The sequence below is a fragment of the Solwaraspora sp. WMMB762 genome, from assembly GCF_049179115.1.
In the GTDB taxonomy this organism is placed as follows: Bacteria; Actinomycetota; Actinomycetes; order Mycobacteriales; family Micromonosporaceae; genus Micromonospora_E.
The window spans coordinates 2,749,646-2,761,397 of sequence record NZ_JBMHMD010000001.1 but is presented as its reverse complement, the minus strand read 5'-3'; the positions used below and the strand labels follow the sequence as shown (position 1 = coordinate 2,761,397).

14 protein-coding genes are annotated in these 11,752 nt (G+C 72.5%); 10 read left to right on the top strand and 4 right to left on the bottom strand.

Annotation, left to right across the window (positions count from 1 at the left end; translation table 11 throughout):
* Positions 1-83 precede the first annotated feature (83 nt).
* Positions 84-1,424 (bottom strand): hypothetical protein, encoded by a 1,341-nt coding sequence (locus tag ACN27J_RS12270; RefSeq protein WP_421366107.1) that lies wholly within the window; start codon positions 1,422-1,424, stop codon positions 84-86.
* A 184-nt stretch (positions 1,425-1,608) separates the two neighbouring features.
* On the opposite strand from ACN27J_RS12270, the gene fdxA reads away from it, so the two are divergent.
* From fdxA to ACN27J_RS12230, 8 genes are read left to right on the top strand one after another with little or no spacing between them, the layout of a single operon-like run.
* Positions 1,609-1,923 carry a ferredoxin gene (gene fdxA / locus ACN27J_RS12265; protein ID WP_421366105.1) on the top strand — a complete coding sequence of 105 codons (315 nt, stop codon included), beginning with the start codon at positions 1,609-1,611 and terminating at the stop codon, positions 1,921-1,923.
* Positions 1,920-2,900 (top strand): NAD(P)/FAD-dependent oxidoreductase, encoded by a 981-nt coding sequence (locus ACN27J_RS12260; protein ID WP_421366103.1) that lies wholly within the window; start codon positions 1,920-1,922, stop codon positions 2,898-2,900. The genes fdxA and ACN27J_RS12260 overlap by 4 nt, the downstream gene beginning before the upstream one ends.
* A complete protein-coding gene (locus ACN27J_RS12255) occupies positions 2,897-3,847 on the top strand; it encodes a fumarylacetoacetate hydrolase family protein (protein ID WP_421366100.1) in 951 nt (316 codons plus the stop codon). The genes ACN27J_RS12260 and ACN27J_RS12255 overlap by 4 nt, the downstream gene beginning before the upstream one ends.
* Positions 3,840-5,027: a hypothetical protein gene (locus ACN27J_RS12250; RefSeq protein ID WP_421366099.1), complete on the top strand. Its 1,188-nt coding sequence runs from the start codon at positions 3,840-3,842 to the stop codon at positions 5,025-5,027. The genes ACN27J_RS12255 and ACN27J_RS12250 overlap by 8 nt, the downstream gene beginning before the upstream one ends.
* An 11-nt stretch (positions 5,028-5,038) precedes the next feature.
* Positions 5,039-5,836, top strand: a complete 798-nt coding sequence (locus tag ACN27J_RS12245) for an HpcH/HpaI aldolase family protein (protein WP_421366096.1) — start codon at positions 5,039-5,041, stop codon at positions 5,834-5,836.
* 25 nt (positions 5,837-5,861) lie between these two features.
* Complete coding sequence (locus ACN27J_RS12240; RefSeq protein ID WP_421366094.1) at positions 5,862-6,242, top strand: cupin domain-containing protein; 381 nt, start codon at positions 5,862-5,864, stop codon at positions 6,240-6,242.
* A gap of 4 nt (positions 6,243-6,246) precedes the next feature.
* A complete protein-coding gene (locus ACN27J_RS12235) occupies positions 6,247-7,161 on the top strand; it encodes a ribokinase (RefSeq protein ID WP_421366092.1) in 915 nt (304 codons plus the stop codon).
* A gap of 50 nt (positions 7,162-7,211) precedes the next feature.
* A complete protein-coding gene (locus ACN27J_RS12230) occupies positions 7,212-8,174 on the top strand; it encodes a hypothetical protein (RefSeq protein WP_421366090.1) in 963 nt (320 codons plus the stop codon).
* Between the two features lie 35 nt (positions 8,175-8,209).
* On the opposite strand, the gene ACN27J_RS12225 is transcribed toward ACN27J_RS12230, so the two are convergent.
* From ACN27J_RS12225 to ACN27J_RS12215, 3 genes are read right to left on the bottom strand one after another with little or no spacing between them, the layout of a single operon-like run.
* A complete protein-coding gene (locus ACN27J_RS12225; protein WP_421372212.1) occupies positions 8,210-8,551 on the bottom strand; it encodes a PadR family transcriptional regulator in 342 nt (113 codons plus the stop codon).
* 37 nt (positions 8,552-8,588) lie between these two features.
* Positions 8,589-9,767, bottom strand: coding sequence for an MFS transporter (locus ACN27J_RS12220; RefSeq protein WP_421366087.1), 1,179 nt, complete (start codon positions 9,765-9,767; stop codon positions 8,589-8,591).
* 56 nt (positions 9,768-9,823) lie between these two features.
* Positions 9,824-10,831, bottom strand: a complete 1,008-nt coding sequence (locus ACN27J_RS12215; protein ID WP_421366085.1) for a CehA/McbA family metallohydrolase — start codon at positions 10,829-10,831, stop codon at positions 9,824-9,826.
* Positions 10,832-10,882: 51 nt separating this feature from the next.
* Here ACN27J_RS12215 and ACN27J_RS12210 point away from each other — a divergent pair, with 51 nt between their 5' ends.
* Positions 10,883-11,356, top strand: coding sequence for a hypothetical protein (locus ACN27J_RS12210; RefSeq protein WP_421366084.1), 474 nt, complete (start codon positions 10,883-10,885; stop codon positions 11,354-11,356).
* The gene (locus tag ACN27J_RS12205; protein ID WP_421366082.1) at positions 11,353-11,706 is read left to right on the top strand and encodes a hypothetical protein; all 354 of its coding nucleotides are present in this window, start codon (positions 11,353-11,355) and stop codon (positions 11,704-11,706) included. Before ACN27J_RS12210 ends, ACN27J_RS12205 begins: the two co-directional genes overlap by 4 nt.
* Positions 11,707-11,752: the final 46 nt, after the last annotated feature.

Sequence of the window (11,752 nt, the reverse complement as noted above, 5' to 3'; positions counted from 1 at the left end):
TTCCTGGTCGGAAGCGGCGGGGCGTGCGCACCGGACGGGGGTAGGTGCGGGCGGCCGGAACGCGTACGGAAAGTGAGACAGCATCATGCCATACGGTACCCTGCGCTGTCGATGGTGCCGGTGTGCCGTACCGCGATGTCCGCATATATACCGGCGAACATCCGCAGATCGGCCAGCGCGTACCGGTCCCGTCGGGGATCGGCGGGATCGGCGCCGCGACCGGGCGGTCCCAGCCGTACCGTCGGCACGCCCCGACCGCGCAGCACCACCCCGTCGGTCGAACCGGTCCAGCCGAGGACCGGCGGTGGCTGTTCACCGTACGCCGCCGTCCATGCGTCGTACGCGTGCCGGGCGATCGGCGCGTCCGGTGCCGTCGCCGCAGCCGGGTGGACCAGTTGCCCGTCCACCGAGACCGGGCAGTCGGCCAGCGGGGTGCCGGCGGTCGCGGCGGTGACGACGGCCTGCACCTCGTCGCGGATCCGCGCCGGATCGTCACCGGGCACCGTCACCAGGTACAGGTGCAGGTCAAGCCGGCCCGGCAGCAGATCCGGCTTGGCCGGCTGGCCGGCGCGTACCGCGCCGATGCCGACCTCCGCGCCGACCGCAGCGGTCGGATCGGCCCGGGCAGCCAGGTGCCGCCGCCGGAAGGCCTCCAACGCCTCGATCACCACGCCGAGATGGGTGATCAGGCCGCCGGGCGGCACCGCGTGCTCGCGGGCCAGCACCGGATGGAACTGGCCGGTCAGCCGTACCCGCAGGTACAGGGCGCCCGGTTCGGCGGTCAGCACGCCCGGCGGACTGGTCTTGGCCAGCACCGCCGCCGCCGGTGGCGGGTACCGGTCCAGGTACCGGGCCACACCGCCGGGCTGCTGCCGGGTCACGGCGCCGGCATTCGCGTTCGGATGCAAGGCATCGGGATCCGCCGGCGGATGCGACAGGTGGTACCGGTGGGTCCCGGCGGCGGCCAGCAGCAGGGTCAGCCGGTGCGGCCGGTCGGCCGCCCGCAGCGCCTCGGCGGCGGCGACGAAACCGACCAGCGCGGTCGCGGCGGCGGCTCGGGCGACCCCGAGACCGAAGCCGTCTACCAGGGCATCGCCGTTCGGTCCGAGCGAGCGGCGCAGTCCACCCGCCGGACCGGACGAGCCGGTCACCGGCTCGTCGAACTCAGGGTCACCGGTAAGGGAGGTGTCGAGGTGGGAGCAGATCAGCAGCTCCGGTGCGTCGCCGTGGCCGGCGCTGACCACGAGGTTGGCGCTGCGCGGCAGCTCGGTGGTGGCCGGCAGCCGGTCGACCCGCCAGGCCAGCTCCGGCCAGCGGGCGCTGCCCCAGCCGGCCAGTCGTTCGGCGGTGGCCAACTCCTGCCCGTACGGGCTCGGCCCGGCGGCCAGCACCGTCAGGGCGTCGACGATCCGGTTCTCGCTCATCGCCTCATCCCATCACTCCCGTGACAGTTATCCAAGATGACGTCTCGCATGTTGACATAGCCAGGGTGGGGTCTCTAGCGTGACGTCACATCAACGACGCCGCTGTCCAACCAGATAACCGCAGGTCGCAGAGGCGCGAGACGCGAGCAGGACGGCGAAAGGCCCCACTGATGCGGGAGGACCGATGACCTACGTGGTCACCGACGAATGCGTGGACGTACAGGACCGCTCCTGCGTCGAGGAATGCCCCGTGGACTGCATCTACGAGGGCGACCGGATGATGTACATCAACCCCGACGAGTGCGTCGAGTGCGGCCGGTGCGAACCGGTCTGCCCGGTCACCTCGATCTTCCACCTGGAGGACCTGCCGGCCGACCAGGCACACTTCGGCCCGATCAACGCCGAGTTCTTCAGCGAGCTCGGTGCCCCCGGCGGCGCCCGCAAGATCGGCCGGGTCGGTCGCGACCACCCGGCCGTCGCCGGGAGCACCGGCTCATGACCGCCGAACACGACGTCGACCTGGCCATCATCGGCGCCGGCCCGGCCGGCCTGTACGCCGCCTACTACGCCGGCTTCCGTGGGATGACCGTGGCGATCATCGACTCGCTGCCCGAACCGGGCGGACAGATCGCTGCCCTCTACCCGGAAAAGGACATCTACGATATCGCCGGCCTGCCGGCGATCAAAGGTCAACAGCTCGTCGACGACCTACTCACCCAGGCCGCCACCGCCAAACCCACCTTCCTGCTGGGCGAGAGCGCCGTGGAGCTGACCAACGCCACCGACCACGTGCTGATCGGCACCGACACCGGCAGCCGGGTACGCGCCAAGGCGGTCCTGCTGACCGCCGGGATCGGCACCTTCACCCCGCGTGAGCTGCCGGTCGGCAGCGACTACCTCGGCCGTGGGCTGCGCTACTTCGTGCCCCGGCTGGAGGAACTCGCCGGACAGCAGGTCGTCGTGGTCGGCGGCGGCGACTCCGCCGTCGACTGGGCGCTCGCCCTGGAGCCGTACGCCGCCAGCGTCACCCTGGTGCACCGCCGGCCGCAGTTCCGCGCCCACGAACGCAGCGTCGAGCAACTGCACGCCTCAAGCGTGCGGGTGGTCACCCCGTACGAGGTCAGCGGCGTCGCCGGCGACCCACAGCTCACCTCGGTCACGATCAGCGAGGTACGCGGCGACGGCCGCGAGGAGCTGCCCGCCCAGGCGGTGGTGGCGGCCCTCGGCTTCATCGCCGACCTCGGCCCGATGCGGCAGTGGGGGCTGGAGATGACCAAACGGCACATCACCGTCGACCGGTCGATGCGGACCAACCTGCCCCGGGTCTACGCCGCCGGTGACGTCACCGACTACCCCGGCAAGGTCCGGCTGATCTCGGTCGGCTTCGGTGAGGCCGCCGCCGCCGTCAACAACCTGGCACCGCTGGTCAACCCGGCGCTGAGCACCGTACCCGGCCACTCCTCGGACGCCACGTGAGCGCCCCCGGCCTGCAACTGCTCGCCACCCGGCGCGGTCTGGCCCGGATCTGCGGCGACGGCACCGTCGAACTGCTCGACCTGCCGTACCGCGACGTCGCCGAGCTGCTGCGGGCCGGCGGAGGTCTGGCCCCGGCCGCCACCGCGCCGGCCCGCGACCGGCTGCCACTGGACAGCGTCACCGCCGAGCTGGTCGCCCCGCTGGGCAGCACCCGGGCGGTGTGGGGAGTCGGCCTCAACTACCACTGCAAGGCGCGGGCCGCCGGCCGGGCCGTCCCCACCGAACCGGTGCTCTACCTCAAGTCGGCCAGCGCCGGATCCGGCCCGGACGCCACCGTGGCGCTGCCCAGCTCGATCAGTACCCAGCCTGACTACGAAGGCGAGATCGCGCTGGTCATCGGGGCCCGGATGCACCGTACGCCGGCCGAGCATGCCTGGTCGCACGTCGCCGCGATCACCGCCGCAAACGACCTGACCGCCCGGGACGTGATGGCCGCCTCGGCCAACCCGACGCTGGCCAAGAGCTTCCCCGGCTTCGGCGCGCTGGGCACGTCGGTGCTGGACATCGCCGCCGTCGCCGACCGCGACGCCATCGAAGTGCGGACCACCGTCAACGGCGAGGTACGCCAGCAGGCCACCAGCGCCGACCTGATCTTCCCGGTGCCGCAGCTGCTCGCCTGGATCACCAAGTACGTGATCCTCGAACCGGGCGACGTGGTGCTCACCGGCACCCCGGCCGGCACCGGCCAGGACCGGGGCTGCTTCCTGCGCCCCGGCGACCTGGTCGAGGTCTCCGTCGGCGGGGTACTGCCGCTGCGTACCCGGTTCTGCGCCGAAACCCCCGACGGCGAAATCTCCGACGACGAGCCTGCCGCAACCTCCGACGGCGCCCCCGACGCGGTGGCCCCGTCTCTCCTTCGCACAGAAAGTCCGCTGACCGATGACTGAGAATGCTCCCCGGTACGACCTGGTGCTGGCCGGTGGTGAGGTCTTCGACTCCGCCACCGGCGCCAGCCAGGTCGTCGACGTCGCGGTGACCGGCGACCGGATCGCCCGGATCGCCCCCGGCCTGGCCGCCGACGCCCGCGAGGTGGTCGACTGCGCCGGCCGGTACGTGCTGCCCGGCCTGGTCGAGGGGCACACCCACATCTTCGCCGAGGTGTCCAAGGTCGGTGCCCCGCCGGACGAGGCGCACCTGCACCGGGGCGTCGTCGCCGCCTGCGACGCCGGCACCGTCGGTGCCTCCACCTTCGCCGCCTTCGAGCGGTACGTCGCAGCCCCGGCGAAGCTGCGGCTGGTCAACTTCCTCAACGTCAGCGTGCTCGGGCTGATCGATTTCCGGTTCGGCGAGCTGATGAACCCGGACACCCTGGTCCCCGAGGACGCCCTCGCGGTCGCCGCCGCCAACCCGCACCGGGTCCGCGGCTTCAAGATCCGGCTCTCCGAGGACGTCGTCGGGCACAACTGGCGACCGCTGCTCAAGCGTTCGCTGGAGCTGTCCGCCGACGCCGGCCTGCCGCTGATGATCCACATCGGGGAGACCCCGGAGCCGCTGCCGGCCGTGCTGGAGATGCTGCGCCCCGGCGACGTCGTCGCGCACTGCTACACCGGCAAGCCGTACGGCATCCTGGCCGACGGCACCGTGCTGCCCGAGGTGTACGCCGCCCGTGAGCGTGGCGTGCTGTTCGAGTCGGCGCACGGCAAGAGCAACCTCAGCTTCAAGGTGGCCGAACCGGCGATCGCGCAGGGCTTCTACCCGGACGTGATCACCTCGGACACCTCGGCCCGCAACTGGCGCGGCCCGGTGTTCGACCTGGTCACCAGCATGGCCAAGCTGCGCGCGCTGGGCATGAGCATGGAGCAGATCGTGCCCCGGGTGACCAGCGCCCCGGCCCGGCTGACCGGCCTGGACGCCGAAGGCTACGGCAGCCTCGTCGAAGGCGGCCCGGCGCACGTCACCGTGCTCGCCGACGCCGACGAGGCGGTGCTGCCCGACGCGGCCGGCAACCAGATCACCGCCCCCCGGCTGGAACCGGAAGTGGTGCTGCTCGCCGGCGAGCGGGTGCCGACCGTACCGTGGCGCGGCCTGCCCACCGACCAGGCCGGTGCCGCCGGCCGGGCCAGCTGAGGACCGACCCGATGCGCACCGGGGTGCACACCGGCCGGGCCGCGCTGCGCGAGCGGCTGCGGCGCGGCCGGCGGGTGGTCGGCACGTTTCTCAAACTGCCCGGCACCGACGCGGTCGAGCTGGCCGCCCAGGCCGGCCTCGACTTCGTCGTGGTCGACCTGGAGCACTCCGGGTTGGACGAGCGGACCGCCGCCGGGCAGTTGCGGCACGCCGCGCTGCTCGGCCTGCCGGCCCTGGTACGGCTGGCAGCGGTCGACCCGGCGCAGGTGAACCGGCTGCTGGAGGCCGGAGCTGCCGGGGTGCAGCTGTCCACCGTCCGCGCCCGCGCGCAGCTCGACGCACTGCAGGCCGCCGTCCGGTACGCGCCGACCGGCCGGCGCAGCATCAGCCTCGCCCACCCGGCCGCCGGCTACGGGTCCGCCGGCCTGGACGCCTACCTGGCCGCCGAGACAGCCGACCCGCCGCTGCTGGTCGCCCAGATCGAGACCGCCGACACCGACGACCCGCTGCCTGACCTGCTTGCCAGCCCGGACGGCAGCCCCAGCGTCGACGTGGCGTTCGCCGGCACCACCGACCTGGCGGTCAGCCTCGGCCTGGCCACCACCGACGACCAGGCACCGCTGCTGCGCCGGGTCGGTGAGATCGCCGACGCAGCCCGCGCCGCCGGGGTCACCCTGGGCGGGTGGGCGCCGGGCCGGTCCGACGAGATCCTGCGCCGGTACGGCCTCGCCAGTGCCAACTATCTGGTCGCCGGCTCCGACCTGCAGCTGCTCGGTGCCGGCCTGCGCCAACTCGCCACTGACAATTGAGCCAGCCCTCGAAGGGAGCCCGGACGTGCTGAACCCGCAGCTCTACCGCACCTCGGTCAACTGGGACGAGATCCCCGCCACCGACGTGCGCCCCGGCGTGCGACGCAAGGTGTACGCCACCGACGAGGTGGTCCTCGCCTGGCACGAACTCGCCGTCGGCATGGCGCTCAACCCGCACACCCACGACGACTTCGACCAGCTGGTGATGATCCTCGGCGGGCGGTGCAACTACTACGTCGACGGCGTACCGCACGACATGGGTCCCGGGTCGATGCTGCTGATTCCGCGCGGCGCCGAGCACTACATCGAGCCGACCGAGGGCCCGTGCATCAACCTGGACGTGTTCGCCCCGCCGCGCGCAGACTTCCTCGCGCACGCCTGGCGTCCCGCCGCCGCTCAGGGGTGAGCCGATGACTGACATCGTGGTGGTGGGCAGCCTCAACGTCGACGTGGTGGTGCCCCTCGACGAGCTGCCCGCCGCCGGGCAGACGGTGCTCAGCGCCGCCGACCATTCCCGGGCCGGCGGCGGCAAGGGCGCCAACCAGGCGGTGGCCGCCGCCCGACTGGGCCGGTCGGTGGCGATGGTCGGCGCGGTCGGCGACGACCCGGAAGGGCAGTGGCTGACCGGGCTGCTGGCCGCCGAAGGCGTCGACACCTCGGCGGTGCTGCGCGCACCCCGCCCCACCGGGCAGGCGATCGTGCTGGTCACCGCCGACGGCGACAGCACCATCGCGGTCAGCTCCGGGGCCAACATGTGGCTCGCCCCGGAGCACCTGCGGCCGTACGCCGACCTGATCGGTGACGCTGCGGCCGTACTGCTGCAGCAGGAGGTCGACGCGGCGGTGGTGGCCGCGGTGGTGGCCGCCGCCCGGGGTCTGGTGGTGGTCAACCCGGCACCGGCCCGGCCGATCGACGCGGAAACCCTGGCCCGGGTCGACGTGCTGGTGCCCAACCGGGGGGAGTTGGCCGCGCTGGCCGGCGCGACGGTGCCGGCCGGTACCGGGCCGTCGGAGGGCGTCGACTCGCTCGCCGCGATGGCCCGGTCGCTGGGCACCCGGGGACCGGTGGTGGTCACCCTCGGCGCCGACGGTGCCCTGGTGGTGACCGCCGACCGGGAGCATCTGGTGCCGGCCGAGCCGGTCGTCGCGGCGGACGCCACCGGTGCCGGGGACACGTTCTGCGCGGCGCTGGCCGACGCGCTGCTCGACGGCGCGGCGATCGACGACGCGGCCCGGTGGGCGAGCCGGGCGGCGGCGGTGACGGTGACCCGGCCCGGCGCGATGGCCAGTGCCCCGCGCCGGGCCGAGGTGCTCGCCGTCGGATAGGTGGCCAGCCCCGGTCGGTCGTCGGTAGCCGGCCGGCGCCGGTGACTGCCGTGGGGCGGACGACACAGCGCGACGATGGCCGCCGCGACGACGGTGACGAGGATCGTCGGGGCGAGGAGCAGGAGTCCTTCGTCGCCCGGGACCGTCCACGACCAGATCGGTCCCTCACTCAGAGTGAACCCCTGGTCGACGATGGTCAGATAGTCCTGCACGACGGAGTTGATTATCGGGGCGGAGGTGCCGGCGGCGATGATGGCCAGCAGCGCGAGGACGCCGCTGGCCTGCGGGTGCTGCTCGGTACGGCGACTCGCCCAACCGGTGAGGAACCACCCGAGGACCATGCCGGCCAGCCCGCCGGCGGCGAATCCGACCGGCATCCCGGCGGGCTCGATCCGGCGTACCGAGACCTCGAACCAACCGCCGCCTTCCGGCTCCAGTGCCTGGTAGACGTTGCCGAAGGTCAGCAGCCAGCCGTCCTTGGTCGCGGTCAGGAACTCGGCGGTACGCTGATCGGCGTGTCCCGAGTAGACGAGCGGGCCGAGCCGCCAACCGTCGGCGGCCAGCCGGTCGGCTACCTCGGCGTCGTACGCGCGCAGGTCAGGGACCGGGTCGGCGTGGTCGACCTGGTACCGGACCTGACCGAACTGGGCCTCGCCGTTGCCATTGACGAAGACCCGGTCGTGCCGTTGCAGCGGTGGATCCTCGACGTCGGGGGTGACCAGTTCGGCGATGGCGGTCATCTCCGCCGTGCTGGGCAGCGGCCGGTCGGTTTCGCCGAAGGCCCGGGCGGTCAGCGACGCGGCCACGAAGCCGCTGAGGATCGCGACGACGATGGCGACGGGGACCACGAGGCGGTTGCCCGGTCGGCCCAGCCGGGCCCGGGGGGCGTGCCGGAGCACATTGAGGACCTCGCGGGTGCTCGGTCGCCGACGGCCGGTGGCCTCGGCGATCATCAACATCGTGTCGAGCAGTTCGGCCCGGCGGGGCCCCGGCGGGTAGGCGCGGGCGAGTAGCCGGTAGCGCCGGTACCGCGCGGCCGTGGCCGGGCTCAACCGAACGTCACCGTGGCCGGCCCGGCCGGTGGGCGCAGCGCGTCCAGCAGCCGGTTCGCGGTCGCCACCTTGCGGCTCAGCCGCTGCGTCTCGGCGGCCAACGCGGCACCGCCGGAGTCGGTGAGTCGGTAGTAGCGGCGCAGCCGTCCGTCGACCGCCTCCTCCCGGTCGACCGCCACCAGGCCCTCGGCGGCCAGCCGGTCCAGCGCGGCGTAGAGGGTCGCCGCCAGCAGCCGTGTCTCACCCCCGGACAGCTTGGTGACCTGTTGAATCACTCCGTATCCGTGTCGCGGCTGGTCGACCAGCGCGGCCAGGATCCAGAACGTCGGCTCTCTCATCGGACGTGTCACGCGGTTGAATATACAAATGATTTGACTATCGTGCCAGTCGGTCGACCGGGACGAGCGCGTGCCGCCGGCCCACCACCCACAGGGTCAGGGCGAAACAGCTCAGCGCCACCCCGGCCAGCGACACCGCCGTCCAGCCGCCAGCCGACCAGAGCATCGCGGCAGCAGCCGAGCCGGCGGCACCACCGACGAAGTTGGCCGTCACGTACGCCGTGTTCAGCCGGCTGCGCGCCTCGTGTGAGACGGCCATGACCCGCAACTGGTTGAGGATTCCGGCCGCCTGCAACGCCGCGTCGAGCGCGACTACCACGACGATCACCAGCAGGACGCTGCGTCCGGCGAAGATCGCCGTGACGAACGAGGCGAGCACCGCGACCCAGGCCGCGCCGGTGGCGGGCAGCGACCAGCCCAGGTCGTGCAGCCGACCGCTGCGCTGTGCGGCGACCGCGCCGGCCAGACCGGCGAGGCCGAACAGCCCGATCACCGACACCGGATAGTCGAACGGCGGGCCACTGAGCAGGAACGTCAACGCCGTCCAGAACATGGTGAACGCGGCGAAGCCGGTCGCGGACAGCACCAACGTCCACCGGACGGAGCGGTCGCGGGCGACCACAGCGGCGACGGACGCGATCAGCGCCGGGTACGGCAGCCGGGTCTTCGGCGCCAGCGACGGAATCGCCCGGTACATCACCACGGCGAAGCCGACCGCCGCCACCGCCGCCAGCAGGAAAATCGCCCGCCAGCCGGCGATGCCGGCGACCAGCCCGCTGATGGTCCGCGAGGCGAGAATGCCGGTCAGGATTCCGGCGACAACCGTACCGACCGCGCTGCCGTGCCGGCTGTCGTCGGCGAGATCGCTGGCGAGCGGGGTGAGCAACTGCCCGGAGACCGTGGCCACCCCGAGCACGGTGATCGCCACGAGCAGTACGCCGAACGAGGGCGCGAGCGCACACGCCACCAGGGCGCCCGCCGCGCAGAGCATCAGCACCGGTACCAGCCGGCGTCGGTCGAGGATGTCGCCCAGCGGCACCAGGAACAGGATCCCGGCGGCGTAGCCGATCTGGGTGGCGGTGACCAGCAGACCGGCGGTCGCGGTGGTGACGTCGAGGTCGGCGGCGATGAGGTCGAGCAGCGGTTGCGCCCAGTAGAGGTTGGCGACGGCGGCACCGGCGGCCACCGCGAACAGGAAGGTCAGCCCTCGGCGCATGGCGCACCCCGGTCGGCGTCGGAACAGATCACGCCCGACGGTACGCCACGGCCAGCTCAGACCAGCGTCACCGGGTTGGTGAGGGCAGCCGGCCGCCCGTCGGGGTGGCGCACCTCGACTCGGACGAACGCCGACTCCGTGGCGTCGGTGCGCCACCGGAGGCTGCCGGCACCGTCGGCGGACAGCACGACGCGGTACGCCGTACCCCGGTCGGTGTGGGCGCTGACCGTGCCGGACGGCACGCCACGGACCTCGACCTCGACGGTGGCCGTGGCACCGCCGGTGTCGAGCCGCTCACCGATGTCGGCCCGGCGGTCGCCGGCCGACACGGTCACCGACAGGTCGACATTGGTCGATCCGGCGATCCAGCTGTGACCGGCGGCGATCCCGGCCAGTAGCGCGTCCACAGTGCGCCCGGCGGCGCGGACCACGGTGTGCGGGACGCCGATCTGACCGGCGAGGTGGGTGTCGCTGTTGCCGATCGCCGGCCGCCAACCGCCAGCGCCGACACCGGCGGCGGGTCTATGGGCCCAGTCGACCAGGCTGGCGGCCCAGTCGGCCAGCGCCGCCTCGTTGTCGGCGTTCCACGGCAGGTCCGACGCCCACTGTCCGTTCCAGACCTCGACGGCGTCGAACCCCTGGTACGGGTATTCGAACGTGCCCGACGGGTACGGCGCGTAGGGGTGCGCCACCACGCACAGTCCACCGGCCCGGTGCACGTCGTCGAGCTGTCGGCCGATCCGGTCGTCGCCGTCGCTGTTGTCGTTGCCGTACCGCCAGTCGACGAGGTGCCCGGGTGGCAGGCCGAGGGCCAGCCAGTGCCCGGTACGGGTGACGACCTCCTGGCCGCAGATCACCAGCAGGCCGTCGGCGCGGTCGACCCAGTCGGCGTACCCGTCGGTCGTGTTGTGCTCGGTGACGGCGACGAAGTCGAGCCCGGCCGCGCGGGCGGCGGCGGTCAGCTGGGCCGGGGCCAGCTCACCGCCGGTCGACCGCACCGAGTGCAGGTGGCAGTCGCCCCGGTACCACCTGGCTGACGCTCGCGGTGCTGACGCTCGACTCATCTCGGCGATCCTTCCAGGCAGCCGCATGACATCCACGGTAGTGTGGATGTCATGGCGGCGGTACATGAGGAAGTACCGTTCAGCGAGTTCCTGCATCGGCCCGGCGCCGCTGCGGAACGGCTGAACGAGGTCCGTACGTTGCGGCTGCGTCGTCGCGATGCGGACGACCTGGCCCTTGTCCGCGCTGACCAGGTTGAACGAGAGGCCGTCGTCGTCGACTTCACCGCCCGTCTGCTGGCGGGCCTGGTTCGTTCCGGGGCGGTGGAGGCGGTCCGGCGGGTCCTCGAGGAGGCGCTGCCCTGGGTGACGTTCCTCCCGGAGTCAGATGTCGACGAGCTGCTCTCGGAGCTGATCACCGTGGCGCAGGGAGCGGCTTCGCTGGAAAATCTGTCTCCGATCGCCACCCTGCTCGGGCAGTGGCGGCACACGGCGGAGATCTACAGCGACCCGGCGTTGCTGGAGATCATCAACCGGGAACCGGAAGGCGACCTGGGCGTGGTCGACCCACCCGAAGAGCGGCAATGAGCCCCAAACGGGGCGACCGGGCAGCGCCTCCAGCTGTCGGAACCGAGTACGAGTTGCGCTTCGGCACGTCGTCGGCTGCCGACGGCTGGGAGGCGTTGGCCCGGCAGGCTGCGGCGAACCTCCGGCGGGCGTACGACACCATCCGGGCGCAACCGCGTGCCCGGCAGCCAACCGAGCGCCACCACCGGCTGAAGGGCTCCCTGGCAACCGGCAGTTGGAAGGGACAGGTCTACGAGCGGTGGCAGTACGAGGTCACCGGCGGCGGCCGGATCTGGTACCTGGTGGACGATGACCGGCGTACTGCCTGGATAACCTACGCAGGCACCGGCCATCCGCGAGAAACGGACTGACCTTGACCCCGGTCTGGGAGCCCGGAGAGTGATGTCTCGTTCATCC